23 protein-coding genes are annotated in these 26,006 nt (G+C 52.5%); 14 read left to right on the top strand and 9 right to left on the bottom strand.

Annotated elements, in window-relative coordinates; genetic code table 11:
- Positions 1-320 precede the first annotated feature (320 nt).
- A complete protein-coding gene (locus RW092_RS10990) occupies positions 321-2,075 on the bottom strand; it encodes an alpha-amylase family glycosyl hydrolase (RefSeq protein ID WP_316010210.1) in 1,755 nt (584 codons plus the stop codon).
- A gap of 479 nt (positions 2,076-2,554) precedes the next feature.
- Between RW092_RS10990 and RW092_RS10985 the strand changes: the two genes are divergently transcribed.
- The 3 genes from RW092_RS10985 (at position 2,555) to RW092_RS10975 (ending at position 5,655) form a co-directional block, all read left to right on the top strand.
- Complete coding sequence (locus tag RW092_RS10985) at positions 2,555-3,946, top strand: L-cystine transporter (protein ID WP_316010209.1); 1,392 nt, start codon at positions 2,555-2,557, stop codon at positions 3,944-3,946.
- 339 nt (positions 3,947-4,285) lie between these two features.
- Positions 4,286-4,720 (top strand): NfeD family protein, encoded by a 435-nt coding sequence (locus RW092_RS10980; protein WP_036625656.1) that lies wholly within the window; start codon positions 4,286-4,288, stop codon positions 4,718-4,720.
- Positions 4,720-5,655 (top strand): SPFH domain-containing protein, encoded by a 936-nt coding sequence (locus RW092_RS10975; RefSeq protein ID WP_016313716.1) that lies wholly within the window; start codon positions 4,720-4,722, stop codon positions 5,653-5,655. Before RW092_RS10980 ends, RW092_RS10975 begins: the two co-directional genes overlap by 1 nt.
- Positions 5,656-5,798: 143 nt before the next feature.
- Here RW092_RS10975 and RW092_RS10970 read toward each other — a convergent pair whose 3' ends face one another.
- Together RW092_RS10970 and RW092_RS10965 are read right to left on the bottom strand one after the other, a co-directional pair.
- Positions 5,799-6,473 (bottom strand): PspA/IM30 family protein, encoded by a 675-nt coding sequence (locus tag RW092_RS10970; RefSeq protein ID WP_316010208.1) that lies wholly within the window; start codon positions 6,471-6,473, stop codon positions 5,799-5,801.
- A 46-nt stretch (positions 6,474-6,519) separates the two neighbouring features.
- Positions 6,520-6,744, bottom strand: coding sequence for a PspC domain-containing protein (locus tag RW092_RS10965; protein ID WP_016313714.1), 225 nt, complete (start codon positions 6,742-6,744; stop codon positions 6,520-6,522).
- A 519-nt stretch (positions 6,745-7,263) separates the two neighbouring features.
- Between RW092_RS10965 and RW092_RS10960 the strand changes: the two genes are divergently transcribed.
- On the top strand, positions 7,264-7,830 hold the full coding sequence (locus RW092_RS10960; protein WP_016313713.1) for a flavodoxin family protein: 567 nt from the start codon (positions 7,264-7,266) through the stop codon (positions 7,828-7,830).
- Between the two features lie 465 nt (positions 7,831-8,295).
- Here RW092_RS10960 and RW092_RS10955 read toward each other — a convergent pair whose 3' ends face one another.
- Positions 8,296-9,201 (bottom strand): IS1595 family transposase, encoded by a 906-nt coding sequence (locus RW092_RS10955; protein ID WP_316010207.1) that lies wholly within the window; start codon positions 9,199-9,201, stop codon positions 8,296-8,298.
- Between the two features lie 349 nt (positions 9,202-9,550).
- Between RW092_RS10955 and RW092_RS10950 the strand changes: the two genes are divergently transcribed.
- Positions 9,551-10,279, top strand: a complete 729-nt coding sequence (locus RW092_RS10950) for a glycerophosphodiester phosphodiesterase (protein ID WP_085170869.1) — start codon at positions 9,551-9,553, stop codon at positions 10,277-10,279.
- Positions 10,280-10,292: 13 nt separating this feature from the next.
- Complete coding sequence (locus RW092_RS10945; protein WP_316010206.1) at positions 10,293-11,522, top strand: SLC45 family MFS transporter; 1,230 nt, start codon at positions 10,293-10,295, stop codon at positions 11,520-11,522.
- An 84-nt stretch (positions 11,523-11,606) separates the two neighbouring features.
- Here RW092_RS10945 and RW092_RS10940 read toward each other — a convergent pair whose 3' ends face one another.
- Complete coding sequence (locus RW092_RS10940) at positions 11,607-12,389, bottom strand: YcnI family copper-binding membrane protein (RefSeq protein ID WP_316010205.1); 783 nt, start codon at positions 12,387-12,389, stop codon at positions 11,607-11,609.
- 38 nt (positions 12,390-12,427) lie between these two features.
- Positions 12,428-14,137: a copper resistance CopC/CopD family protein gene (locus RW092_RS10935; RefSeq protein WP_316010204.1), complete on the bottom strand. Its 1,710-nt coding sequence runs from the start codon at positions 14,135-14,137 to the stop codon at positions 12,428-12,430.
- A gap of 314 nt (positions 14,138-14,451) precedes the next feature.
- On the opposite strand from RW092_RS10935, the gene RW092_RS10930 reads away from it, so the two are divergent.
- The 8 genes from RW092_RS10930 (at position 14,452) to RW092_RS10895 (ending at position 23,847) form a co-directional block, all read left to right on the top strand.
- Positions 14,452-15,426: a diaminopimelate dehydrogenase gene (locus RW092_RS10930; RefSeq protein WP_036625787.1), complete on the top strand. Its 975-nt coding sequence runs from the start codon at positions 14,452-14,454 to the stop codon at positions 15,424-15,426.
- A 547-nt stretch (positions 15,427-15,973) separates the two neighbouring features.
- Positions 15,974-16,915 carry a cytochrome aa3 quinol oxidase subunit II gene (qoxA, locus tag RW092_RS10925; protein WP_085279769.1) on the top strand — a complete coding sequence of 314 codons (942 nt, stop codon included), beginning with the start codon at positions 15,974-15,976 and terminating at the stop codon, positions 16,913-16,915.
- Between the two features lie 24 nt (positions 16,916-16,939).
- Complete coding sequence (gene qoxB / locus RW092_RS10920) at positions 16,940-18,913, top strand: cytochrome aa3 quinol oxidase subunit I (protein ID WP_316010203.1); 1,974 nt, start codon at positions 16,940-16,942, stop codon at positions 18,911-18,913.
- Positions 18,910-19,506, top strand: a complete 597-nt coding sequence (gene qoxC, locus RW092_RS10915) for a cytochrome aa3 quinol oxidase subunit III (protein ID WP_009223973.1) — start codon at positions 18,910-18,912, stop codon at positions 19,504-19,506. Before qoxB ends, qoxC begins: the two co-directional genes overlap by 4 nt.
- A gap of 1 nt (position 19,507) precedes the next feature.
- Positions 19,508-19,792, top strand: a complete 285-nt coding sequence (qoxD, locus tag RW092_RS10910) for a cytochrome aa3 quinol oxidase subunit IV (protein WP_016313704.1) — start codon at positions 19,508-19,510, stop codon at positions 19,790-19,792.
- A gap of 1,038 nt (positions 19,793-20,830) precedes the next feature.
- A complete protein-coding gene (locus RW092_RS10905) occupies positions 20,831-21,205 on the top strand; it encodes a metal-sensitive transcriptional regulator (RefSeq protein WP_016313703.1) in 375 nt (124 codons plus the stop codon).
- Between the two features lie 66 nt (positions 21,206-21,271).
- The gene (gene copZ, locus RW092_RS10900; protein ID WP_028540131.1) at positions 21,272-21,472 is read left to right on the top strand and encodes a copper chaperone CopZ; all 201 of its coding nucleotides are present in this window, start codon (positions 21,272-21,274) and stop codon (positions 21,470-21,472) included.
- Positions 21,473-21,612: 140 nt separating this feature from the next.
- Positions 21,613-23,847, top strand: coding sequence for a heavy metal translocating P-type ATPase (locus RW092_RS10895; protein WP_316010202.1), 2,235 nt, complete (start codon positions 21,613-21,615; stop codon positions 23,845-23,847).
- A 96-nt stretch (positions 23,848-23,943) separates the two neighbouring features.
- Here RW092_RS10895 and RW092_RS10890 read toward each other — a convergent pair whose 3' ends face one another.
- The 3 genes from RW092_RS10890 to RW092_RS10880 are packed head-to-tail and all read right to left on the bottom strand — an operon-like array spanning position 23,944 to position 25,619.
- Positions 23,944-24,561 carry a hypothetical protein gene (locus tag RW092_RS10890; protein WP_085170878.1) on the bottom strand — a complete coding sequence of 206 codons (618 nt, stop codon included), beginning with the start codon at positions 24,559-24,561 and terminating at the stop codon, positions 23,944-23,946.
- Positions 24,536-24,742, bottom strand: a complete 207-nt coding sequence (locus tag RW092_RS10885; protein WP_009223980.1) for a type II toxin-antitoxin system antitoxin — start codon at positions 24,740-24,742, stop codon at positions 24,536-24,538. Before RW092_RS10885 ends, RW092_RS10890 begins: the two co-directional genes overlap by 26 nt.
- A 19-nt stretch (positions 24,743-24,761) precedes the next feature.
- Positions 24,762-25,619 (bottom strand): SPFH domain-containing protein, encoded by an 858-nt coding sequence (locus tag RW092_RS10880; protein ID WP_316010201.1) that lies wholly within the window; start codon positions 25,617-25,619, stop codon positions 24,762-24,764.
- Positions 25,620-26,006: the final 387 nt, after the last annotated feature.

Below are 26,006 nucleotides of genomic sequence, written 5' to 3'. Positions count from 1 at the left end.
GCAGCGTGCCGACCGTCGCTCGCTTTTTTGCTCTCGCGCCACGTGCTCAGGCAGATTTAAAACCGAGGGCTTGACAAAAACGTTCATAGCAGCGGACTCAAATGCCGTTATATCCGCTGATCAGCGGGATCCTCGAAAACTAACGGACCCAGGAGCCGCTATTTGCTGCTTGGATAGCTCCAAACGCTAGTTTTAGCCCGAATAACGTCACTGGAGTCCATTAGTTTTTGAAATATGCGAAAAATGAGCAAATAACGTCCATACAGTCCGTTACATTTAAAAAGGCCCTGCAGCTGTTTGTTAGCTGGCAGGGCCTTTTACTATTCTAATACCGCTGTTGAATACGCAGGCAGCGTCAGCGTATTGCCGCTGAGGCTGGCGCCTTCGCCTGTTTCCGCCAACAGCTTGGTGAAGCTCTTGCCGTCTGCTTGATTCGGATCCAAGGAGACGGTGAGCTCATGACCCGTCAAGTTGTGAGCGACAAGTACCGCTTGGTCTTTCGTCAAACGAACAAAAGCTGTAATGCCTGGCTGATCCGTTGCATATTCCTGAATCGCGCCGTCCTTTAATGCCGGCATTTCGTTGCGTATCCGAATCAACTGGCGATAATGCGACAGCAGGGAGGCGGAGTCGCCGGTTTGCTCGCTTACGCTGAGGCCCTTGATGCCGGCATTGTTTTTGGCGGGCTCCCAGGTCGTTTGGCCTTCGCTGTCGTCCGGCGTCCAACGCATCGGCTCGCGAATCAGCTCGTCAGGCTTCGCCCCAAACATGCCAATTTCCTCGCCGTAATAGATGTACGGATTGCCGGGAAGCGTGAGCAGCAGGCTCGCGGCCATCTTCGCGTGCGGCACATCTCCCTCCAGCTGGGTCATGACCCGGTTCTGGTCATGGTTGGTCAAGAACGTAGCGTCGACGAAGTTGCCGCCGGATTTTTCGCTGTACAGCTTATACGTACGCTCCAGCGTAAAAGGGATGTTCGCGTCCTTTTCGTTCTTGACGCTGCTGAGGATCGTTTCGGCCAGGCCAAAGTTAAACCCGGAATCCAAGGCTTTGTCCAGATAGGAGGAGATCAGCGCTGCGGAAGGATCCCAGATCTCGCCAACGAGATAGGCGTCCGGCTTGACTTCGTTGAGCCCACTGCGGAACTCCTGCCACCAAGCCACATTTTTGTTCGTGGTTTCTTGGCTCTTGTCGGTCAGCAAATCCTCGTAGATATGCTTCGCTGCATCCAGGCGGAACCCATCCACGCCTTGCTCCAGCCAGAATTGTCCGATCTCGATCATTTCTTTCCGTACTTCCGGGTTATCGAGGTTGAGATCCGGCATCCCGTCCCAGAAGATTCCGAGGTAATGGCCGCCGTTCAGGCTATGCCAAGGGTTGCCGCTTCCGGCGGCACTGGTGCCGGACACAGCACGGCCTTGATCCTCGGCCCAAACGTACCAATCCCGGTGCGGGCTGTTTGGATCGGCAGCTGATTGGGTGAACCACGGATGCTCTTTGCTGGTATGATTGACGACCAGATCCATAATGACCTTTATCCCGCGCTTATGGGCCTCATTCAAAAACGTGCGGAAGTCGTCCATCGTCCCGTAATCCGGATTGATGTCCCTGTAGTTGGTGACGTCATAACCGTGATAGCTTGGCGAAGGATTAATCGGCATCAGCCAGATGCCGCCAATCCCCAGGTCGGTATCCGTATCCGGGTTCCCATCATTTAAGTAGTCGAGCTTGCTGATCAGCCCCTTGAAATCCCCAATGCCGTCGCCGTCCGAGTCGGCAAAGGAACGGACAAAAATTTCATAAAAAACCGTAGAGGGTTGGGAATCCACCGCATTAGGTGCAGCGGCTTTCCCGCCTTCAGGGGGGTTCGGGCTTGTGGCTGCTGTATCGGTGGAATTCCCTTTTGGTTCCGAGGCGGTGCTCTTACTGCCCGGTGTATCGGTACAGCCGGCAAGCAGCATCGGCAGCAGCACCAAGAGCAGGATCAGGATCCGAAGCAGGTGCGGGGGAAGCAACGGAACAGCGCTTCCATTTCGCCGGAGCTTCGTTCGCTGAAGAAGACTTGGGGTTTGCATCGAACATCTTCCTTTCGCAAAAGTACCTTTATTTCACCATCATACCTGAGCAACAAGAAAAATAAAACGTTTGCACAAGGAGAATTTAAGGAAATTTCAGTTAATATAAGTAAATTACATGATTATTAAGACGAAATCATTAGTTATCTCCATATTAATTGGATAATCGCCTGTTCTCATAATTGTTATTGAACAAAACCATGAAAATTTAGATTGGTATCCGTAAAAACAAATCTAATTTATCCCAATTATGCAATATATCAGTATGCAAACGTTAGAATTTGAGATGTGGGGATGAGGCAAAGACTTACTGTGTGGAGCAGGGACAACCTTTGTAATTTAGTGACAAGCTGTGTGAAAGTTAATCCTATCAAAATACTTGTATATGTGTTATCATACGATTTGTAATTCGCAATTCGGCGTTTGCCTATCAAGGTGCGAACACGAATTTAAGGACATATTCAGGGGGAGATCTGGTTATGGATACCTTGCGTATCATTATTAATGTAGCCGTAATGCTTGTGTTGATCGGCGTTCTGATTTGGATGCAGAAGAAGCACATATCCTTTACCAAGCGGGTGTTTACCGGACTGGGGCTCGGGCTTGTATTTGGGGTAATCCTGCAGGCATCCTACGGCGCCGGCTCTGAGGTTATCGCGAAATCAACCGACTGGTTTAACCTGGCGGGGCGTGGTTACGTCGGGCTGCTGCAGATGGTTGTTATTCCGCTGATCATGGTTTCGATTATTTCGGCCATTATGAATTTGAAAGGTAAGCAAAACTTAGGAAAAATGAGCGCCTTGATCATCGCGGTATTGCTGATTACGACAGCGATCGCGGCAAGCGTCAGCATCGTGACCAGCTTGAGCTTCGACCTGAAGGCGATTGAAATCGAGGCGGGGGATCGAGAACAGGCGCGCGGTGCGGCCCTTGAAGATCGCCTGGGCACAGTGGAAGGCAAGACGATTCCGCAGCAAGTGCTCGACTTCATTCCTACTAATCCGTTTGCAGATATGACCGGTGCTCGGAGCACCTCGACTTTGGCAGTCGTTATTTTCTCGGCATTTATCGGGGTAGCGGTACTTGGACTCGATAAGAAAAAGCCCGAACAAGCGGATACATTCCGCAAAATGGTCGAAGCGGTATACGCTGTAGTGATGCGGATCGTGACGTTGGTTCTGCGATTGACGCCTTACGGGATTCTGGCGTTGATCACGAACGTTGCTGCTACGACTAATGCGGAAGAGATTTTGAAGCTGATTAAGTTCGTCGGAGCTTCGTATGTGGCGCTGATCGTGATGTTTATCATTCACTTGATTCTGTTGGCCGCATTTGGCTACAATCCGATTCAGTATGTACGTAAAGTGTTCCCGACGTTGGTATTTGCGTTCACTTCGCGTTCCAGTGCGGCAACGATTCCGCTCAACGTGGAGACGCAAACGAAACGTCTGGGCGTTCCGGAAGGAATCGCCAACCTGTCGGCTTCGTTTGGTGCAACGATCGGGCAAAACGGCTGCGCCGGGATTTACCCAGCCATGCTGGCCGTCATGATCGCGCCGACCGTTGGGATCAACCCGATGAGCTGGGACTTCATCCTGACGCTGATCCTGGTTGTAACAATCAGTTCGTTTGGGGTTGCCGGCGTTGGCGGCGGGGCTACGTTCGCTTCGCTGATCGTCCTGTCGACGATGAACCTGCCGGTTGCTTTGGCAGGCCTCTTGATTTCCGTTGAGCCGTTGATCGATATGGGCCGGACGGCGCTGAACGTCAATGACTCGATCACTGCTGGCGTGATCACCGGTAAGATCCTGGGCGAGAACGACAACGAGACGTTCAAACGCGACGTAGATTTGGATGCTGTAACTGCTTAATCTCCGTTAATGCCGTATGGCACGGATACATGCAAACAAAAACCGCTGGGCGTATGCCCGGCGGTTATTTTTTTGCGAGGAAATGCTTATGTCAGCCGCCCGCTTCTCGTGATTATCCCGTTGCATCAGGGGGCGATTTCCTGTCCAGATGTTCAGGTGATCCTCTAATCCTCCGTTTTCGATGATGCCCCATTTCTGAACGAAAGGGATAATCCTGCAAAAGGGCATCAGAACAGGAGGAAAGTCCCGAAAAGATAAGAAAACAAAATATTCCTTGATACTTTTTGGTATGTTTCCCGTATAAATAACTATAATGCTGAAAGGTGGTGCAACAGGGGGATGGAAATGTGGGCGATTTGGCTCATCGTCGCCGGAATCTTATTGGTACTTGAGATGATGACGATGACTTTTTACCTGCTATGGCTCTGCATCGGCGCGTTGGTTGCGGTAGTCGTAGCTTGGGTGGCCCCCGAAGCTTATTTTTGGCAGGTTGCTTTGGGCTGTCTGGTCGCTATCGTCCTGACGGTGTTTACGAAGCCGCTTTCCAGAAAATTTCGCAAGGCAAAAGGGTTTAAGGACATCGGTACCGAACTGGTAGGGAAGCAAGGCGTCGTTGTGGAACCGATTGAACCCGGTCAATACGGCATCGTGAAAGTTGGAGGAGATTCGTGGAGCGCGAAAGCCTCCGTCCCGATCGGCAGAGATGAGAAGGTTCGGGTGCTGGCGCGAAGCAGTACAATTATCGAAGTAGAAAGATGGGAGGAATTGACTTAATGGAATGGGCAATTATTGCGGTCATTGTAGTTGTTGCTGTTGTATTTATCTCACTGACAGTCAAAATTGTACCGCAACAACGGGTAGGTGTCGTCGAACGGCTCGGTAAATTTAACCGCTTGCTGACACCGGGGTTGAACGTCCTGATCCCGATCATCGACCAGGTTCGGACGTATCATGATTTGCGGATTCAACAGACGAATGTACCGCCGCAAACCGTAATCACCAAGGATAACGTACAGGTGCAGATCGATACGATTATTTTCTATCAGGTGGTCAGTCCGGAACAAGCAACGTACGGCATCTCCGATTTTGTGTACGGGGTACGGAACATTACAACAGCTACGCTGCGTCAAATCATCGGTAAAATGGAGCTGGACGAAACGTTATCCGGTCGGGAGAAGATTTCGACCGATATCCGGACGGCGCTCGATGAAGCGACCGAGAAATGGGGCGTGCGGATCGAACGGGTTGAAGTGCTGGACATCCGGCCGCCGGTGGATATCCAAGAAGCGATGGATAAGCAAATGAAGGCCGAACGGAACAAACGGGCGATCGTGCTTGAGGCCGAAGCTGCCAAGCAGGATATGATCTTGCGTGCGGAAGGTGACAAGCAAAGTAAGATCCTGAAGGCGGAGGGTGACAAGGAAGCTCGGATTCGCGAAGCCGAAGGCTTCCGTCAAGCCCAGGAGCTGGAGGCGCTGGGTCAAGCGAAGGCGATCGAAGCGATTGCCGCCGCCGAAAAAGCGCGGATCGAGATGCTGCGCGATGCGGCTTTAACCGAATCCGTCTTGGCGTACCAATCCTTCGAAGCGTTGAAGGAAGTGGCCAAGGGACCGGCCAACAAGGTGTTTCTCCCGTCGAATGCGATCGAAACGCTGGGAAGTCTCGGCGCGATTGGCGAAGTGTTCAAAGCCGGCAAGGACGGCAAATAAGAAGCTCTCTTGCTCGGTATTGTCCCGGGGTGAAGACGGTTCATCCGCAGATATGCTACCTTGCCGCCGATCCCGGCTCGATGCCGGCCTAAATGAAAGAACCGCCCGATCTTGTTCGGGTGGTTCTTCTATATATGAACGGCTCAGGAATGCCGGTTCGACAATTGCTCCTTCAGACGTTCCAGCTCTTCGTTGACGGCGGCGGACTGGGTAGTGCCTGCATCCGCGACGCCGGCCGTTCTCCCGTAGCTGGAGGAGACTTCTTGCTGAGCCTCCCAGCTCAGAATTTTCTCTTCCATGCGCTCGAAGCCCCGCGCGGCTGCGCCGCTTTCGATTCCGCGGCTGAAGTTCGGTCGTTCGGTCTCGGCTTTGATTTGGACCTTGCGGGCACGGGCTGCCAGCTCGTTCCGTTTCTCCTTCAAGCGGGCGAACTCCGCTTTCCCTTCTGAAATGCGAATTTCCAGCTCAGCGACGCGGTCGCGGGCTTCCTGCGCCTCCTTCGCGTACAGCTGCGCTTGCTCTTCGTAGCGGATTTTCTCCGCAGCGGCATGGCGCGCCGTCACTTCATCGCCTTGCTCCAGGGCGGTCAAAGCCCGAATTTCACTTTGCTTGGCCAGATGGGCGATATCCGCGCTTTTTCTCTCCTGAACAGTCGCAGTCATTTGCTGCTCCTTCAACAATTTCTCCGCGGCGGCGATGTCGTCCTCCAGGTTGCGTAAGTATTGGCCGGTCATCAGGACCGGATCTTCCAGTTTGTTTAACACTTCATGAATGGATGCTTTAGCTAGATTGGCGATACGATCAAATACGCTACTCATTGAAATCTCTCCTTTAGAGTTAATAAAGTTTGGGAACCTTCACTGATCAAAACGGAGCAAACGGGTCATCGTAGCTGTAGTTGCCGATCGGTTCCTTCGGAACGATCAGGCTCGCAATTAAGTACAGGGCAACGATGGTGCCAAAGCTGCAGAATAGCGCTACGATAGCGATCAGCCGCACAACCGTGGAGTCCATCCCAAACCATTGGGCGATCCCGCCGCACAGGCCGGTCAGTTGCTTATCCGTTGCCGAACGATACAGTTTTCTCATGGTCAACCACTCGCTTTCATTTATTTTTAAGTCAATAAGGATCATTGAGTCTAAGTTTCTAGTGCCTCGATTGGGTTATCCGTTGTTCATGTTTTCATTCTACCGGGAATCGCGGCAGCGCATAACGGGCTGGGGACGGTTTGTGAACTGGACCTTGGTCGGGTCGCTCCCTCGTCTGGAAGACGGGGCAGGGGCTTGGATGCGGGAGGGCTACTGGAATTTGGAGGCCGAGCTTATCCGGTAAACCTCAGCGGGAACGAGGTTTGGCGAATCAATCACGATCATTCCGCTTCTAGCTCTGGATCAGGTCTAATCGCAGCCTCAACTGGAAATTTGGCGGGTCCCGGTGTCGTTCTACCAACATATTACTAGACAACCCTTTGCACATTTCCCGAAAAAACGCCATAAACTTATGGAGATTGCATATATTTCAGATGCCTGTCGCATAACAATAAATAGGCGTAAAGCAGGCGCAACTTCGGGAAGTTTCGCTTGAGAATTCGGAGGGGAGTGCAGGGAATGCGCATTGCTGTCATTCAGGGGAGTGCAAGGAATGGAGGGAACACGGAGGAACTCACGCGGCTGGTTTTAGAGGGGTTACCCTATACGAATATCGTTCTGCGGGAGAAAGAGATCAAACCGATCCACGATCAACGGCACGATGAGGGCGGCTTCGATCCGGTGGATGACGATTACGACGATCTGATCTTGCAGGTGCTGGAGCACGATATTTTGATCTTTGCCACACCGGTATACTGGTACGGAGCATCCGGCTTAATGAAGAACTTTATCGATCGCTGGTCGCAAAGCTTGCGTGATGTCCGCTTCAACTTTAAGGAGCGAATGGCGTCCAAAACAGCCTATGCCGTCGTAGTCGGCGGTGATAATCCACGGATCAAAGCGCTGCCGCTCATTCAACAGCTACAGTACACGTTTGATTTCGTAGGGTTACCGTTTGCTGGTTATGTGATCGGGAAGGCCAGCAGGCCGGGGGAGATCTTCAGAGACACTCGAGCGATCCGAGATGCCGCAGCACTCAATGCCGAGTTGCGGAAGGCCGAGCCGTTGGCGGTAAATCGTTCCTGACCTTTACTTTATTCATAAACACAGATGGAAGACCGACGTGCGGTTGCGTTTGCAGCGGCACGTTTTTCCCGTGTGCGCCTTTTGTAAAACTCAGGCGGGGCACACCTATACTGTCGCACTCCCTTTCAAGATTATCCCTTTGAGTCAGGCGGTAGAGTAAGGGAAATCGTTGTTTCGAAAAAGTGCTCTGTCTGAGGTGATCAGCCTGGTTGGAATCAGTCGAGAATTAGGTTCTTTTTGAATCGAAAAAAACTTAAGATAGCCCTAGGAATACGAACTAGGAGTATGACTAATATAGCAGATTGAAGCTGATATGACCCTAGCCTAGTGAAGAGTCAAGAAGACAAGGTACAGAAGTTAAAGAGAGTAATAGACCGCACAGAATTGAAAGTGAAATTTAAATTGAAGAGGATAAGAAGTTCAAGTACAGATTATAAAGACATATTATCCCCTGATCGCTTCTATTTACGCCGCTGTTGCAAGGAATGTCTTCTGATGACGCTTGATTAACTGGCCGTAGGGGATCGCTGGAATAGACAAGCACATCTGAAGCAAGTTCTGACGCATTTCTTCCTCGGAAAAGGACATGCGAAGATGACGGCGGACGGTGTACTCATTCAAATACGCTTGCAGATGGGTTAGCCCCAGGGCAATATAGGTGCGCTTCAGCGAAGTCCACGCCGCTCTGACTTCTTTGCGCAAAGGCAAATACAGTCGAAATGCCAAAGGAAATGACTGGACGGTAGAGGTAGGGACATCGACATGCTTATGGATGAACGCGGCGACATCGTGCTTGTTCGCTCGTTGTCCGTCTCCTCTTGTGTGCGATATCAATTGAATCTTCACTCGCTCCGGCTCGCCAAACTCCGTAACCGTGCACCCGGCGACAACCGGGGTGGCATAAGGCTGAGCCGTCGGATGATAATGCGACAAATCATACGCATATTGATCACAGTTGACCTTCACGTCTCCAGAGAGCAGTTCCCGGGCATCACATTCGCCGAGGGTATGACGGATTTTGTGCAGCATGAGCCAGGCGGTCTTGTAGGTCACTTCAATGACCTGACTCAACCGCAATGCTGAGATGCCGTCAGGGAGCAGAAACAGCTCCATCGCCTGAAACCACTTTACCAAAGGCAGATGTGTTCTTTCAAAAATTGTACCAACCAAAGGCGACGCCTGATAGCCGCATCGTCTGCACTCAAATAAAGGAAGGCGGCGAGAGGACAGGCAGGTACATTCCGTATAAGCACAACGCGGGCAGACGAAGCCATGTGGCCACTTCATCGCGATGATGGCCTCTATGCAATCTGCCTCACTTTGAAAACGACTGCTGATACATTGATATTCCGCATTCATTCCTAATTTCATATCCGATCCCTCCAATCCAATCCTCTAAGCTCAATAAATACGTACGTATGTTCTCTTTTCTAAATTATACCAAACACATGTTCTGTTATCAAGAAAAAAATCCCATATCGTCCATCAAATCTTGCAAAAAAAGTAGATGATTCACGGAAGCCTCTATTCGATCCTGCTCATGGTGCCTCATTCCGGAACAAAAGGGATAAAGGTGAAAAAGTGTGGCCAAAACATTATCTTCTCCCAATTCTGACTCAAAGGGATAATGGTGCTTTTTTATACAGGCCTAACAATGCAGGATTATAGTAGGGGGATGTTTAATATTAATTTTAAATAAATGCCTGGGAGGATGATCCTTTTGAGCGATTTAATTAATTTTGCGCATCGCGGGGCTGCGGGGTATTACCCGGAGAACACGATGCTGGCTTTTGCCAAAGCTCTGGAGCTTGGGGCGACCGGTATTGAAACGGACGTGCAGATGACGCGCGACGGAGAACTGGTTCTCATCCATGACGAGACGCTGCAACGGACGGCGGGAACGCCGGAGTGGGTCAAGGATTTGACTTTGACCGAAATTAAGCAACGGGAGGCGGGATCCTGGTTCCGCGAGGAGTTTGCGGGTGAGCGCATTCCAACGCTGGAGGAGTTGCTGGACCTCGTTCGGAACACGGATACCATCGTCAACCTCGAACTGAAAACTGGCGTCGTATTATACCCGGGCATCGAGCAAAAGGTACTGGATACGGTGCGCCGCTTTGGCTTAAGCGAACGGATCATCATTTCCAGCTTTAATCACTATTCTCTCGTTGAATGCAAAAGGCTGGCTCCGGACATCCGTACCGGCATTTTGTACATGGAAGGCCTGTATGAACCGTGGGATTATGCGAAGCGGGTGGGCGCGGACGCGCTCCACGCTTATCAATACGCGCTGACGCCAGAGCTGGTGGCGGAGGCCAAGGCGAACGGAGTCGTTTATCATCCGTTTACGGTAAACGATACAAAGCTGATGCAGGCGCTGATCGCAGCGGGTGTGGCCGGTATCATTACCGATTACCCGGATCGCTTGGCTGAACTGCTGGTGAAATAAGGAGCGTGTACGGATGAGAAAAACATGGCTGCTGGGTCTCGGGTTTTTTAGCATTAGCTTGACCTGGGCGCTGTACAATGCGTTTGTTCCGCTGTTTTTGGACGACTATTTGAAGAGCGCCGCAATGATCGGGTTTATGATGACGATCGATAATTATTTCGCCATTGTATTGCAGCCATGGATTGGACACCGCAGTGATAAGACGAATACCCGATACGGACGGCGGATGCCTTATCTGCTGATTGGCATGCCGTTAGGGGCAGTGTTTGCGGCTTTGATCCCTTGGCATACCGGGTTCGTCACACTGGTATTGTTTATGGTGTTAATGAATTTATCGATGAGCTTGTTCCGCGCGCCGACGGTGGCACTTATGCCGGACATTACGCCAGAGCCGCAGCGGACCAAAGCAAACGGCATTATCAACTTCATGGGCGGCATTGGCTCGGTGCTGGCTTTTGGCATCGGCTCTCAGCTTTATGGGATCGGCTCGTATATGCCGTTTCTTTTTGCCGGAGTTGTGATGCTCATTTGTTTGTTGGTTCTGAAGACGGTGATCCGTGAACCTGCCGCAGCGCTTGTGGCGGGGGTCGCCGGGGATGATGAAGCCGGCAGGAAGCCGAAACCGCAGATTCGCATCAAGGACCAGCTGGACAAGACGACGGTACTGATTTTAGGGGCCATCTTCTTCTGGTTCGTGGCTTATCAAGGCGTTGAGGCATTGTTCACGTTGTACGGCACTAAGCAGATTGGGATGAGCGATGCGGAAGCTTCTTTTTCGTTGACGTTCTTCTCGCTTGCGTTTCTGCTATTTGCGTTGCCAAGCGGCTGGCTGGGAGCCCGTTATGGGAAAAAAGCGATCATTTCCATCGGTGTCGCCGGATTGTTTGTTGTTTTTGGTGTGATGGTGTTCGTTGACTCTGTTCTGTGGCTGCGCCTGCTGCTTATTGTCGGGGGGATCTTCTGGGCGTGTATTAACATCAACTCTTACCCATGGATTGTTGCCACCGGGCGGGAGGAGAGCATCGGGACGCGTACAGGGATTTATTACTTTGTATCGTCCCTGGCCGCAATTACATCGCCTCCGCTTCTTGGCTGGGTGATCGATGCGTTTGGTTATCCGGCGCTGTTCATCAGCGCGTCCGTTGGGATGTTGCTGGCGTTATGCTGCCTGTTCGGCATCCCCCGGGAACAACAGCGCTCCGGGAAGGAGCCATTCGATCAGGCACCCATCGGCATGAAATAAATGGATATATCCGTTATGAAAAAACAGCGGGTCTTCCAGCGCGATGAAGCGTGGGGGAGACTCGCTGTTTTTTATGCGATCAGCTTACTTGCGTCTGGAGCGTAACGTCAGCCCTAAAGCAACCAACGATACGAGCAGCGCGCAGGCCGAAAGTACAAGAGCCGTCGTGCCAGCTGGGGAACCACTGTCACTCTCATTGGACGGGGATGCGGATGAGGATGAGGATTCGCTGTCTGAACCGCTCGTCTCCGTATTGTCGGCTGTCGCACTTTCATTGGTACTGCCATGATCATGTCCGGCGTCCTCCGTGGTGCCTGACGCGGCATCCGTTCCACCGTGTGAACTGGTATGATCCGCAGGGCCTTCCGCGGCGCTCACCACCGTTAATGAATGGGGGCGATCGGAATCTTCCGCGCCGGTCCATTCTACAACGCTGCCGTCGCTGTAATATTGGAAGGCGTCCCAGGCCAGTTCCGCGGGCTTGCCAGGATTTTGCGCGACGAATTCAAATTGCTGGAACTCGCCGGGGCCGATGCCAGCGCCTTCAGCCGTCCAGGTGACCGCCGTGACGGTTCCATCTTCCGCGGTTGTCAGCTCTACGTTCCAATCCGGTACGGGGCGGTACTGTTTGAAGGCGACTCCTTCCGGGATCTTGAGGGCGATTTTCACCGTATTGATGTCTTTCTCCACAGGTACTTTGATGGTATAGGTTTCCCAGGCTCCCGTTGGGGATTGGCTGGGCTTAACCGTTACATGTGCACTGGCCGTGCTGGTGAACAAGACAAGAATCAAGATCCATGCAATAGCAGAAGCGATTGCTGCGTAATGCCAAAACGGCTTTTTAAAATTACGTATTGGATTTAACATAACTAAAACCTCCTTTGATCATCGTTAAGATTATTCCTCTACGGATTCCCTACTGTCAGCTCTGTATCGTAATCGTAACTGTCAAGTGAACTTGTCAGAATATGGACGTGAACGTTCCAGCGGCCGCCCATCGTAATCAAGTCACTCACCTCGGGAGGGGAGCCGCCGGGGAAGAGGATTTCGATCGTGCCCATGTCCATTTCCTTTGACGCTAGCTCCAGCGTCACTTGGTCCACATCGCTGCGGGGCTGACCATCCGGACCGAGCACATTCACCTGAAAGGTGTTGGTGCCAGCAACGTTTGGACTTATGCGGATCGTGACCTTCGTTCCATCATCCAACTGATGGATCAGAGCAGCGGGGCCGGGGGACGCAGCGGCTGTGGGCAAGTTCGCCAGGACACCAGCCAATAGAAGCACAGCTAGTCCTGCTCCTAATTCCGTCCATATGCCGGCGGCGTTCAGCGGCTTCCTTGCCTGTCTTCCACGCAGGAAGGACCAACCTCCAAGCAGCAGGCAGATCAGGGTCAGGGCAATTTTGGCCAACAGTACAAGACCATATGTCGTATGCGTTAGCGAGTAAAGCGTTGGTACGTGCAACAAACTCCCATACACGCCAGAGAGTACCAGGATAGCTACCATAATGAAGGCGAGTATGGAAAAACGCCGGACCGTCTGCCAAGAGAGAGGGAGGTGTGACGGTGCAGATTTCAGGGCCTCTTCACCAGCGACAGTCTTGGCTGCTGCCGGAAGCAAAAACGCTATCGCGCCAACACCGCCCAGCCAGATCAACGATGCGGTCAAATGCAGAAAGTCTGCCGCTATGGCTGGTCCCCGCAGGTCTGCCGTGGCGGCATGTCCGATAAATGCCTTGGAGAGCAGCAGCCCTAAGCCAAGCAGCATAGCCACAAGCAAAGGAAGCTGAGACGGTCGGTTGCTTCTGCTGGCGCGCAGCAGGTACAGCGTCCATAAGAGCAAACCTCCCAGCAATAGGAGCTGAACCTTCCAAATCTCCCCGAAGGTGGTATACACGAGCGTTTGCCGCCAAAGTGCCGGATCCAACGCTTCCTTCCATCCCCCGCCTGCATCGTCAGCGGTTTGCTGCGGCAAACTAAGCAGAATGCCGGCGGAGGAGGCGATCAGTCCGCTTAGCCATAGGACACGGCTGCGCCGCTTCAACCGTTCGGACCCCCAGGCGTTGTCCATGCGGGGGAGAAGCCAAGCATGAAAGACAACAGCCCCAAGATAGGCTGTCATTCCGCCATAAAATAGCCAGCGGACTAATAGCAGACTCCATCCTGGAAACGAGCTGCCGCCATCCGTCGTTGAATGGATCGGGAGCCCGCTCTCACCGCCTGGATCACCATGACCGATCTGAAACGGAATTGTGCCCGAGATGGCATGACCGTCGCCGGAAACCACATTCCACTTTGCCGTATACAGCCCCTCCGGCAAATCCGACTGCAGGGAGACGGTCAGCCGAGAAGGCTTCTGGGGATCGATTGCCGCTTCGCCATCGGTTACGTCGTCTCCATTGGGGCCAATGACTTCGAGTTTATGGAAGCCTGCCTCAATCGGTTCATTAAAATCGATGACGATCATCTCTGGGGACGTGTCTAATGTCTCGTTTGCTGCTGGATTGGAAGAAACCACATATGCGTGGGCAAAAACAGAAGCTGGTGTTAGAACAAGAACGATAATACATGCGATAACCGCGAAACCTGTCCATTTACGAAGAAACCTGTTCAATCGAATTCATCCTCAATTCAGATAGTCTATGAGCTTCCTCACAATGATTACCATTTTACATGGATTAATTCCGCCTGAGTATGACTAGAATGGGCTATATCGTGCCTCAATTTCTATCTAATTGTGTCTAATCTGTGAAGCCTGGCAATCCAGGGTTTGCATCAAACGTCAAATAATTTGCACAAATATGCAGAATGTTTAAACAAAAACGCTAACCTTGCATGTAAACTATTCAAAAAATGAGGAGCGTCCATTACAATGGGGGTTAGTCTATGGGTTATGACGAGTTTAACCATCATGAAGGGGGATATTCAGTGGCAACAATTAATGTCGGTATCGTAGGTTACGGAAATTTGGGACGGGGCGTGGAAATGGCGCTGAAGCAGAATCCCGACTTTGAATTGAAAGCGATTTTTTCGCGCAGACAACCGGATGAGGTGGCAGCCGCCAGCGGTGTGGTTCATATCTCCGAAATTGAAAAATATAAAGGTGAAATCGACGTAATGATTCTGTGCGGCGGGTCGGCTACAGATCTGCCGGAGCAAGGGCCGCAATTGGCGTCGATGTTTAATACGGTCGATAGCTTTGATACGCATGCGAGAATTCCGGAATACTTCGCAAAAGTGAACGAAGTAGCGCAGAAAGCAGGAACGGTCAGCGTGATTTCGACGGGCTGGGATCCAGGTTTGTTTTCGCTGAACCGTTTGCTGGCGGAAGCTGTACTCCCGGAAGGGAAGGACTATACGTTCTGGGGCAAAGGGGTCAGCCAAGGCCATTCCGATGCGATTCGCCGTGTACCTGGCGTGAAGGACGGCAAACAGTACACCATTCCGGTAGAGGCAGCCGTAGAACGCGTACGCAACGGAGAAAACCCGGTGCTGACCACTCGTGAAAAACACCTGCGCGAATGCTTCGTCGTTGCGGAGGAAGGAGCGGATCTGGCGAAGATTGAGCAAGAGATCAAGTCGATGCCAAACTACTTCGCGGACTACGACACGATTGTTCACTTCATTAGTGAGGAAGAATTGAAGGCGAATCATTCCGCAATGCCGCACGGCGGTATGGTATTGCGCAGCGGCCGGACCGGTGCAAACAGCACGCAGCTGATCGAATTCAGCCTGAAGCTGGACAGCAATCCGGAATTTACAGCTAGCGTACTGGTCGCTTACGCTCGCGCAGCGTACAAGCTGTCGCAAGCTGGTGAGTCCGGGGCGAAAACGGTCTTTGATATTCCGTTCGGCCTGTTGTCGCCGAAATCGCCGGAGCAACTGCGTAAAGAGTTGTTGTAGGCCGAAGATTCTGTTCAGAATTAACTTACAGCGGACATGCTTCATTTGATCGTCTATCTGTACGAAAAATAGCATAAACATGAGGTAAGAGGTTGTCCTGAAGACAAGGGAAGTTTTGCTTTGGGGCAGCCTCTTTTGTTTATGTTCAATCAAAATGTCACGAAAATGTCGCACATTCTTCTCGTATCCAGGAGAGAGGCGAGGGTGCGAGATTGATTGGAATACGAAATATTGTGAACAAAATCACAAAATGGAGATTTTCTATGACAATTCTGCGAACTCTGATAGGCTGCAGCCGCATTGTGAACAATTATCAAAATCGCCGATTTTGCCGGAAAACGGCCGAAAATCGCCTTAAATCAACTTTTCATGTGATGTAAAGGATAAAAGTCACACTATTGAATGTAATAAATTTACAGAAATAACATTCTATATGAATTGTTATTCAATCCCCCCTTTCCTAACATAAAAGTAGCTGATCGAACGAAGCCATGCCCATAGCTTTAGGGGATGGTGTTCACAATGAAGAAAGGGGTATCGGTATCCTATGAAAAGGAAAGGGTTGCTTTTAGCTTTATTTTCAGCCCTCCTTGTCCTCCTGACCGGGTGTAATCAGTTGACGGTGTTAGACCCGAAAGGTCCGGTGGCCAAGACCCAATCGCAAGTCATCATTTTTTCGATTTTAACGATGGCCTTTATTTTGCTGGTCGTTTACACGCTGTACATCTATATGTTAACGAAATATCGGGCTTCCAAAGCAGCGCCGGACTACGAACCGCCGCATGTGGAAGGCAGCAAATGGCTGGAAATCACTTGGATTACGATTCCAATCATTATCGTCGCGGTGCTGTCGGTTGTGACCGTGCGCAGTACGTCAGCGGTCGAAAAAGTGCCGGAAGGCTACGAGGATCAAAAGCCGCTCGTGATTTACGCCGCCTCCTCCAACTGGAAATGGCATTTTAGCTATCCGGAGGAAGGAATCGAGACGGTTAACTATGTGAACATTCCAACGAACCGTCCAGTAGAGTTCCGGCTGTATTCGTACGGTCCAATTACGAGCTTCTGGATTCCGCAATTGGCGGGACAGAAATACGCGATGAGTGACATGGTCAATACGCTGAACATCGTTGCTGAACATGAGGGCTCCTACATGGGTAAGAACTCGAACTTCTCCGGTGAGGGCTTCGCACACATGGAATTTGAAGCGCTGGCTATGGCGCCGTCGGAATATGACAAATGGGTCAAAGAAGTGAAGGACACCGCTCCTGAGCTGACCGAGTCGGAGTTCAATAAATTGCTGGAAACCGCACATGTCGGTCGTCAAACGTACAGCTCGACTCATCTGGACTTCCGTCCTGCGCCGGAAGGCGAGAACGCCGGTCATCATCATGGCGGCGAGAACGGGACCGAGGAGATGGACCATTCGACGATGGACCACTCCGACATGGACATGACGGAAGAATCTAGCGAACACGAAGCTCATAACTAATCCACGGGAAGGGAGTACCTGAACATGAAATGGGACGAATTTTTCGTCACGGGTGAGCCGATGATTTATGGCGCGATGGTCAGCATTGTGGTTGTATCGCTGGCGATCGTCATCGGATTAACCTATTTTAAAAAATGGGGCTGGCTGTGGCGCGAATGGTTAACGACCGTCGACCACAAGCGGATCGGCATCATGTATATCATCTCCGCTTTGCTGATGCTCTTCCGCGGCGGCGTGGATGCGCTGCTCATGCGGGCGCAGCTGGCGATGCCGGAGAACGGGCTGCTGGATGCGCAGCACTATAACGAAATTTTTACAACACACGGGGTCATTATGATCCTGTTTATGGCGATGCCGTTTATCGTTGGTTTGATGAACGTGGTTATTCCGCTGCAAATTGGCGCGCGCGACGTCGCGTTCCCACGGCTGAATGCCGTCAGCTTCTGGCTGTTCTTCGCCGGAGCGATGCTGTTTAACATCTCCTTCGTCATCGGGGGCTCCCCGGATGCCGGATGGACCGCTTACTTCCCGCTGGCGAGCGTTGAGTTCAGCCCAACGGTAGGTAATAACTACTACTCGATCGCGATCCAAATCGCGGGGATCGGTACGCTGATGACTGCCGTCAACTTCCTGGTGACGATTCTGAAAATGCGTGCACCAGGCATGACGCTGATGAAAATGCCGATGTTTACCTGGTCGGTACTGATCACCAATATCATCATCTTGTTTGCGTTCCCGGTATTAACCGTAGCGCTGGCACTGATGATGTTCGATCGCCTGTTTGGTACGCAGTTCTTTACAATGGCCAACGGCGGGATGGATATGCTCTGGGCCAACCTGTTCTGGGTATGGGGCCATCCGGAGGTTTATATCGTGATTTTGCCGGCCTTCGGGATTTACAGTGAAGTCATTTCGACGTTCTCACGCAAAAACTTGTACGGCTATAAATCCATGGTATGGAGTATGATCGTCATTTCGCTGCTGTCGTTTGTTGTATGGGCGCACCACTTCTATACGATGGGTCACGGCGTCATGGTTAACGGGATTTTCTCGATTACAACGATGGCGATTGCAGTTCCAACCGGGGTTAAAATTTTCAACTGGCTGTTTACGCTGCAAAAAGGGCGCATCGAATTTACAACGCCGATGCTGTATTCCCTCGCTTTTATCCCGATCTTTACGATCGGTGGGGTAACCGGGGTCATGCTGGCGATGGCGAGCGCCGACTATCAATACCACAACACGATGTTCTTGGTGGCGCATTTCCACTACGTGCTGATTCCAGGTACCGTATTTGCGGTTATTGCAGGGTTCTATTACTGGTTCCCGAAATTGTTTGGGTTCCGGCTCAACGATCGTCAAGGCAAACTGGCTTTCTGGATTATTGCCATTAGCTTTAATGTAACCTTTATGCCGCTGTTCTTCCTTGGTCTGAAAGGAATGACCCGGCGGATGTACACCTATTCGGAAAGCACCGGCTTTGGTCCGCTGAACTTGATCGCTTCGATCGGTGCGGTGGGACTCGCCATCGGGTTTATCGTGCTGGTGTACAACATTTACTGGAGCTTCCGCTACGCGGAACGGGACAAAACGGGCGATCCTTGGAACGCTCGTACGCTGGAATGGAGCACGCATTCTCCGGTTCCAGAATACAACTTTGCCGTTGTACCTAAGGTCGATTCACTGGATCCGTTCTGGGTATCTAAGAAAACCGGCAAACCGTTGTACTCGGACAAATACGAAGAGATTCATATGCCGAACAACAGCGGCCAACCGTTTATCCTGGGTGTGATTTTCTTCTTCTTCGGATTCTTTATGGTCTTTAGCTGGTGGGTACCGGCGATCATCGCCGGCCTGGGAATTCTCGTCATGCTGGCGGTACGTTCTTTCGAACGCGACCACGGTCGACATATTCCGGTCAGCGAAATTATCAAAACCGAGAAGGCTTTGGCCAGTCGGTTGGACTCGGATGCAGGATTGCGGGGTGAACACGCATGAAGGTAGATCATACTTTACCGCTCGAATATCAAACGGAAGAGAACAGTAACCGGGTACTTGGGTTCTGGCTGTTCCTGGGCGCGGAAATCGTGCTCTTCGCCACGCTGTTCTCGGTGTATCTGACGCTGTGGAACCGGACTGGCAGCGGCCCGAACGGAGCAGAGATCTTCGAAATCGGACCGGTGTTGGGCGAAACGTTCTTGCTGTTGACCAGCAGCTTTACCTGCGGTTTGGCGGTACACAGCATGCGTCTGGGGCTGAGAAAACCGTTTATGGCGTTCTTTGCCATCACGCTGCTGCTGGGCCTCGGGTTCCTGGGCATCGAGATTACCGAGTTCGTGACTTATGTGCATGAAGGCGCGACGATGCAAACGAGCGCGTTCCTGTCGAGCTTGTTCGTCTTGCTGGGGACGCACGGCGCCCACGTGACGCTGGGTCTGCTGTGGGGCAGCGGGTTGATGATTCAGGTGAAACGCGAAGGATTTACTCATGATACGGCGAATAAATCGTTTATTTTCTCGCTGTACTGGCACTTCCTGGACGTGGTCTGGATCTTCATCTTCAGCTTTGTATACTTGAAAGGACTGATGTGACATGAAAAAACTGTTCCCGATTCAACACGTCATGGGATATGTGTTCTCACTGATCCTTTCTGTCGTAGCACTGTCGGTGGTGTTCTGGGATATGTCGTTTGCCATGGGCATGACGATCCTGCTCATCTGCGCGGCCGTACAGATGTCGGTGCAGCTGTTCATGTTCATGCACATCGGCGAGAACCGCAGCAAAGGTGCCTTGTACGCCAATCTCGTATACGCCCTGTTCGTCGGGCTGGTGACCGTCTTTGGTACGTTGCTGACGATGATTTGGGGTTACCAATAAGAGGACAGTCAAATATCGGAAATGAAACCCGTTGTCACGTCGCGTGGCAGCGGGTTTTTTGGCGTTGGCGGGGGATGCTAGATAGAGAGGAGCAGCCTTCGATGGAGCCGCGGGGGTGCTAAGAGGGCGGCGAGCGGATATGCGGCGTTGTGTGGGGGCAAGCGCGCGGGCTACGCTAGTACGTAAGTACGCGAGTACGTAAGTACGCGAGTAACCGCTTGGTACGCTTACGTGAATTCCCTATTATCAACGATTGACACTGTCGTCGCGCAAGTTACTTTTAACTGTTCATGATACTCCTAACTACTTCTAACTACTTCTAACTACTAATCGACCGGTCGACGTGTGCCGTTTCGGCTAACGCTTGCCACAGTGCTTATTTGGGCCCAAAGCGGGGGGTTTCATTTCTAACGCTTGTCAGCGAGCTTATTTGCACCAAACGGCTCCGTTTCCAGGGCATAACGGGCGAATAAGCTCTCTCATAAGCGTTAGATTCTTAACGCCCTCATTTTGGGCCCAATAGCGTTCCTGGTAAGCGTTAGAGTGCAGATGATACGCTGATGCAGCAGGTGTCTCGGCTGTGGCTGCTCATTGTTGCTGTTGTAGCCGCAGTCGCTATTGTCATACTACTGTACCGGTTATTTTAACGGACCGTAGATCCGTTATTTGAGGTTGATTGGCGTTTGCTGGCGGCTAATGGACCTCATGGCCGTTATTTTGCGGATGTTGCACAGGTTGGGATCTTTATGGTGCGAATAAGATCAATGGGGTCCGTTAACACGGGAAATGAGCCGGGAAATGACAAATAAGGACTTTGAGGTCCGTTACGGGGCAGCGATAGGAGGATATCGTCAGAAGGAAGGCTTAAGAGGTTAGCGATTAAGAGGTAAACATTAGGAGGTAACCATTCGAGTAAACATTGCGAGGTCTGTTTTGCGTCGAGAAAAAGGTTTGCGGCCCCCTCTTTACATACCCCATGGGGGTATATTATAATGAGCGTACCACAGCAAACCACGTTAGTTTGGAAAGGAGTCATGTATGGCGAAGGTCGAGGGACAGGAACATGTGGCGTCCGCTCATTGCGAGGAGCACGGCGGGCATCAACACGTATCGGAAACGGAGAATGGTAAGCCGGTACGGCGCAGTCATCATTCCGAAGCGATGAAGAGCAACTTGACCAGCCGGTTGAACCGGATTGAAGGGCAAATCCGCGGTATCAAAGGGCTGATTGAGAGAGATACTTACTGTGACGATGTGCTGAACCAGATCGCCGCCGTGCAATCTGCGCTGAACAGCGTGGGCCGGCTGCTGCTGGAGGGACACATGAAGAGCTGCGTGATCGAGCGAATTCAAGCCGGTGAGACGGAAGTGCTCGACGAGCTGCTCGTTACGGTCAATAAGCTGATGAAATAAACAGTGGAACCCCCGGGGGGTACGCTGCAGAGGAAGCATCTATAAAACTCATGGGAGGAACGAATCATGCAAAATATTACGTTAACCGTTGAAGGAATGTCCTGCAATCATTGCGTGAAATCGGTAGAAGGAGCGGTTGCCGGCCTTGGCGCTACAGGGAAAGTGGATCTGGCTGCGAAGAAAGTGGAAGTGACTTTCGACGAAACGAAAGTGACGGTTGATCAAATCAAAGAAGCGATCGAGGATCAAGGCTACGACGTCGTTTGATCGAAAGACTTTTCCTGGACCTCTGAGACGTACGAGCAAATTCGCCGTGCGTCTTTAGGGAACGGGAGTTGGAGTTTTTATTTGCCCTTTACATACCCCTATGGGGTATAACTTACAGGGGTTAAGATGGAGGAATTGTCATGGAAAAAACATGGCCAGCCGCCGGTGCGAATCACGACCAGACAACATTGCAAATTACCGGCATGACCTGTGCGGCCTGTGCGGCACGGATCGAGAAGGGGTTAAACCGGCTGCCCGGCGTGGAACAAGCCAACGTCAATCTGGCGCTGGAAACGGCGCAAGTGCGGTATGAGCCGGGGACGGTCTCGATCGAGCAGATTATTAATAAGGTAAGCCAGTTGGGCTACGGTGCGGTATTGAAGCCGTCCGAGAAGGAGTCCGGGGAACTTCGCGCACGGGAAATCCGGAAACAACGAAATAAGCTGATCGTGTCGGCCGTGCTTGCGTTTCCGCTGCTCTGGGCGATGGCCGGGCATTTCTCTTTTACCTCATGGATCTGGACGCCGGAGTTGTTCATGAACCCGTGGTTCCAGCTCGCGCTGGCAACGCCGGTACAATTTATCATCGGCTGGAGCTTTTACGTCGGTGCCTTCAAAGCGCTGCGCAGCCGCAGCGCCAACATGGACGTATTGGTCGCGCTGGGTACGTCGGCGGCGTATTTTTATAGTTTGTATTTGAGTTTGGACTCTTTGTCGATGCCTCATGGGCATACCCCCCAGCTGTTTTATGAAACCAGCTCGATCTTGATTACATTAATCCTGCTCGGTAAATGGTTTGAGGCGCTAGCCAAAGGCCGCTCCTCCCAAGCGATCAAAACGTTGATGGGACTGCAGGCCAAAACGGCGCTGGTTCTCAAAGACGGCGTCGAAACAGTGGTGCCGATCGAAGCGGTTGTACCGGGAGACGTATTGATCGTCAAGCCAGGTGAGAAGATCCCGGTCGATGGCGTTGTCATTGGCGGCGTCTCGTCCGTAGATGAATCGATGCTGACTGGGGAGAGCATCCCGGTGGAGAAGAAGGAAGGCGACACGGTCATCGGTGCGACGGTCAACAAACATGGTGTGCTGCGCGTACAAGCGGCCAAGGTAGGCAGTGAAACCGCGCTGGCGCAAATCATCCGCGTCGTTGAGGAGGCGCAAGGCTCGAAGGCGCCGATTCAGCGGGTGGCCGATGTGATTTCCGGGATTTTTGTCCCGATTGTGGTTGGGATTGCGGTAGTTACGTTCTTGGTGTGGTTTTTCTTCGTGACGCCGGGCAGCTTCGCCGAGGCGTTAGAAAAGGCAATCGCCGTGCTCGTCATCGCGTGCCCTTGCGCGTTGGGGCTGGCGACGCCAACATCGATTATGGCCGGGTCCGGACGCGCTGCGGAGTACGGGATCCTGTTTAAGGGCGGCGAGCACCTCGAGGCCGCCCAAGGGCTGCAAGCGATCGTGCTGGATAAGACCGGCACGATCACGCGGGGGCAGCCGGAGCTGCGGGAAGTCGTCCCGGCCGAGGGCTGGGACGAAGCTGCGTTGCTCCGGCTCGTCGGCGCCGCCGAGCGCGGCTCCGAGCATCCGCTGGCGGATGCTCTGGTGGCCGGGGCGCGGGCGCGCGCCCTGGAGCTGCCCGAGGCGACCGCTTTTGAAGCGGTGCCCGGGCACGGGATCACGGCGGTCGTCGAGGACCGCCGGGTGCTCGCCGGCACGCGCCGCTTGATGGCGCGTGAAGGCGTCGACGTCGCCGCCGCGGAGGCCGGCATGGCCGCGCTGGAAGCGGCCGGCCAAACCGTGCTGCTCGTGGCGGTCGACGGCGTCTACGCCGGCATGGTCGCCGTGAGCGACACCGTGAAGGAGACGTCCAAGGCCGCGGTGGCGCGGCTGAAGGAGATGGGCCTTCACGTGGTGATGATCACCGGCGACAACGTGCGCACCGCCCAGGCGATCGCCGCCGAGGTCGGGATCGACGAGGTGCTGGCCGAGGTGCTTCCGGAAGGCAAAGCCGCCGAGGTGAAAAAACTCCAGGCCCGCGGCCTGAAGACGGCGATGGTGGGCGACGGGATCAACGACGCTCCCGCGCTGGCCGTAGCCGACGTAGGCATCGCCATCGGCACGGGCACCGACGTGGCCATGGAGGCCGCCGACGTCACGCTGATGCGCGGCGACCTGGAAGGCGTGCCGGATGCAATCGCCATGAGCAAGCGCACAATGGGTAACATCAAGCAGAACTTGTTCTGGGCGCTTGCTTACAATTCGATCGGTATCCCGGTCGCCGCTGCAGGCTTCCTCGCTCCGTGGCTGGCCGGAGCAGCGATGGCGCTCAGCTCCGTCTCCGTGGTGCTGAACGCGCTGCGCTTGCAACGAGTGAAGCTATAATCTTACGATGTAAAGTGAAACGAGCCTCCCAACTCGTAAGGTTCCGGACGTTTGTTCCGGTCTTACGAGGGAAGGCTCGTTTTTTTGATGGAAATGCTATTGTTTTGGATGGATGACGGGATCCCCAATAATGCCTTGATCCTCCAAGGCAAGAAGCAGCTTCTTCATGAGCTCAACGGTTGCTGTGATAGCAGTCACGTCGGGCTTCTTTAATTTCTCCGTACAGGTCAAAGTGGCACGTCCGTTCTTAATCCGCAGTCGTACATGGATCTTGGAATGAAGGTTCAGCAACTCTTCGATCCCTTCATATTTCAATGCCGATCGCAGGAGACTGGGATGGGAAGCTTTGGCTCGATATTTTTTGTTCAGCGCGGAGTTGGGAAGGGAAGCTTCCCGGAGCCCTCTGGAAAACCAAGCCAAGATATGTCGGTTGGCCGAAAATAACACGAACTCCAGCTTTCGGCGCGGCCGGTAGCTGTACTTCACGGAGATCGCGTACTCATGACCGGAGCTGTCGTTATTCGGGTCAGTGATCGTCACCTCACAGGAACCGAAGTGTGGGGAAAGCGGCAGATGGACACGCTGTCCCTTATACTTCCAGTTCTTAAAAGTTCCTGCAGCGTAAGTCCCTCCAGAGGTTCTGGCGTACTCTTTTAGCAGGGTCGTCGACTTCGGTTCCCACCACGACTTACTTTTTACTGTCGTCTGCGTCATGCTTCTCTTCCTCCTTGCCCGGCGCCCGGGTGGAAGGCAGTCTTCCCTCGCGGCGCAATGCTTCTCGCAGCAGGTATTCGATATGCCCATTCACGCTTCGGAATTCGTCCGCTGCCCAGCGTTCCAAAGCCTGATATAGCGTCGGGTCAAGGCGAAGTGGGAAGCTCTTTTTGCTGGCCATCGTGAATGGATGCCCCTAATTAATACAACGTGCTAGTATTGATGACCGGCTGGACGGAACGGTCGGAGACGACAGCGACAAGCAGGTTGTTTATCATAGCGGCTTTGCGTTCGTCATCCAGCTCCACGACTTGACCGGCTTGCAGCCGTTCAATTGCCATTTGAACCATGGTGACGGCGCCGTCAACGATTTTCTCGCGGGCGGCGATGATCGCTTCGGCTTGTTGACGTTGCAGCATCGCACTTGCGATTTCGGTCGAGTAGGCCAGATGCGTCAGGCGCGACTCAATGACTTTAACCCCGGCGATGGCCAGACGGTTCTGCAATTCGCTGGTGAGCTCCAGCGCAATCTCTTCCGTATTGGCGCGCAGGGAGAAGCCAGTTTCGGAGTCGTCCAGTTGATCGTACGGATATTTGCTGGCGACGTGGCGCAGTGCAGCTTCGCTCTGAATTTCTACAAAGGTTTCATATTCATCCACTTCAAAGAGTGCTTTCGCGGAGTCGACTACCGAAAATACCACGACAGTGGCGATTTCGATCGGGTTCCCTTTGACATCGTTAACTTTCAGCTTAGCGCTGTTGAAGTTGCGAACACGCAACGAAACTTTTTTGCGAGTTGAGAACGGGACGGCTAGATAGAAGCCGCTCTTGCGGATTACACCCAGGTAGCGCCCGAAAAAGGTGATAACGGCTGCTTGGTTCGGTTGTACGATCGTCAGTCCGGTTAACAGCACGAAGGCGATGACGAAGGAGAGCACACCGCCTGCCACAGGAACGACATCACTTAACGTGACGAGAAATCCCCCCAACGCAATAAATCCGAACATAAACAACAGGGCGACAAAACCGTTTAGGCATGAAATTTCTTTTTCTTTCATATGAAGCGACACTCCTTCACATATTAAATTGATATTTATATGATATCACTTTTTCAAAATAATGTAAATGGATTGTGGTGATATTCTCTGCCGGGGTCCTTTACATGATTATCCCCTTCGCTCAGATAGGCAAGAAATCGATGGAGGAACACGGTATGAATCGATTGTTGCTTGGATGGGAGTGGAGCATGTGGCCTGACCGGCCGTCGTGTCGCCATGGGAGTAGCGCGCGTTAGGAATGGAGGATGGGGAAGAGAGTGAGAATGAGGATGCGGATGAGGATGGTCAGGAAGATGACGGTGAGAAGGATGATGAGGAGGAAGGGGATGGAGTGTACCTCTGTCAATAGAGTAGACACAAAGAATCGAGAAAATTATGCGGCAGATC

Origin of the sequence: Paenibacillus sp. 3LSP (assembly GCF_032465655.1) — a bacterium.
GTDB classification, from domain to species: domain Bacteria; phylum Bacillota; class Bacilli; order Paenibacillales; family Paenibacillaceae; genus Fontibacillus; species Fontibacillus barengoltzii.
This window is presented reverse-complemented; position numbering and strand designations above follow the sequence as displayed.

Excerpts from the sequence above, each read along its gene's own strand:
- copZ (WP_028540131.1), top strand. The coding sequence starts at position 21,272 with ATGCAAAATATTACGTTAACCGTTGAAGGAATGTCCTGCAATCATTGC.
- RW092_RS10965 (WP_016313714.1), bottom strand. The coding sequence starts at position 6,744 with ATGAGAAAACTGTATCGTTCGGCAACGGATAAGCAACTGACCGGCCTG.
- qoxC (WP_009223973.1), top strand. The coding sequence starts at position 18,910 with ATGAAGGTAGATCATACTTTACCGCTCGAATATCAAACGGAAGAGAAC.
- RW092_RS10880 (WP_316010201.1), bottom strand. The coding sequence starts at position 25,619 with ATGAAAGAAAAAGAAATTTCATGCCTAAACGGTTTTGTCGCCCTGTTG.
- RW092_RS10970 (WP_316010208.1), bottom strand. The coding sequence starts at position 6,473 with ATGAGTAGCGTATTTGATCGTATCGCCAATCTAGCTAAAGCATCCATT.
- RW092_RS10890 (WP_085170878.1), bottom strand. The coding sequence starts at position 24,561 with ATGACGCAGACGACAGTAAAAAGTAAGTCGTGGTGGGAACCGAAGTCG.
- RW092_RS10885 (WP_009223980.1), bottom strand. The coding sequence starts at position 24,742 with ATGGCCAGCAAAAAGAGCTTCCCACTTCGCCTTGACCCGACGCTATAT.
- RW092_RS10895 (WP_316010202.1), top strand. The coding sequence starts at position 21,613 with ATGGAAAAAACATGGCCAGCCGCCGGTGCGAATCACGACCAGACAACA.
- qoxA (WP_085279769.1), top strand. The coding sequence starts at position 15,974 with ATGAAAAGGAAAGGGTTGCTTTTAGCTTTATTTTCAGCCCTCCTTGTC.
- RW092_RS10975 (WP_016313716.1), top strand. The coding sequence starts at position 4,720 with ATGGAATGGGCAATTATTGCGGTCATTGTAGTTGTTGCTGTTGTATTT.
- RW092_RS10955 (WP_316010207.1), bottom strand. The coding sequence starts at position 9,201 with ATGAAATTAGGAATGAATGCGGAATATCAATGTATCAGCAGTCGTTTT.
- RW092_RS10940 (WP_316010205.1), bottom strand. The coding sequence starts at position 12,389 with ATGTTAAATCCAATACGTAATTTTAAAAAGCCGTTTTGGCATTACGCA.
- RW092_RS10990 (WP_316010210.1), bottom strand. The coding sequence starts at position 2,075 with ATGCAAACCCCAAGTCTTCTTCAGCGAACGAAGCTCCGGCGAAATGGA.
- qoxD (WP_016313704.1), top strand. The coding sequence starts at position 19,508 with ATGAAAAAACTGTTCCCGATTCAACACGTCATGGGATATGTGTTCTCA.
- RW092_RS10945 (WP_316010206.1), top strand. The coding sequence starts at position 10,293 with ATGAGAAAAACATGGCTGCTGGGTCTCGGGTTTTTTAGCATTAGCTTG.
- RW092_RS10905 (WP_016313703.1), top strand. The coding sequence starts at position 20,831 with ATGGCGAAGGTCGAGGGACAGGAACATGTGGCGTCCGCTCATTGCGAG.
- qoxB (WP_316010203.1), top strand. The coding sequence starts at position 16,940 with ATGAAATGGGACGAATTTTTCGTCACGGGTGAGCCGATGATTTATGGC.
- RW092_RS10960 (WP_016313713.1), top strand. The coding sequence starts at position 7,264 with ATGCGCATTGCTGTCATTCAGGGGAGTGCAAGGAATGGAGGGAACACG.
- RW092_RS10980 (WP_036625656.1), top strand. The coding sequence starts at position 4,286 with ATGGAAATGTGGGCGATTTGGCTCATCGTCGCCGGAATCTTATTGGTA.
- RW092_RS10985 (WP_316010209.1), top strand. The coding sequence starts at position 2,555 with ATGGATACCTTGCGTATCATTATTAATGTAGCCGTAATGCTTGTGTTG.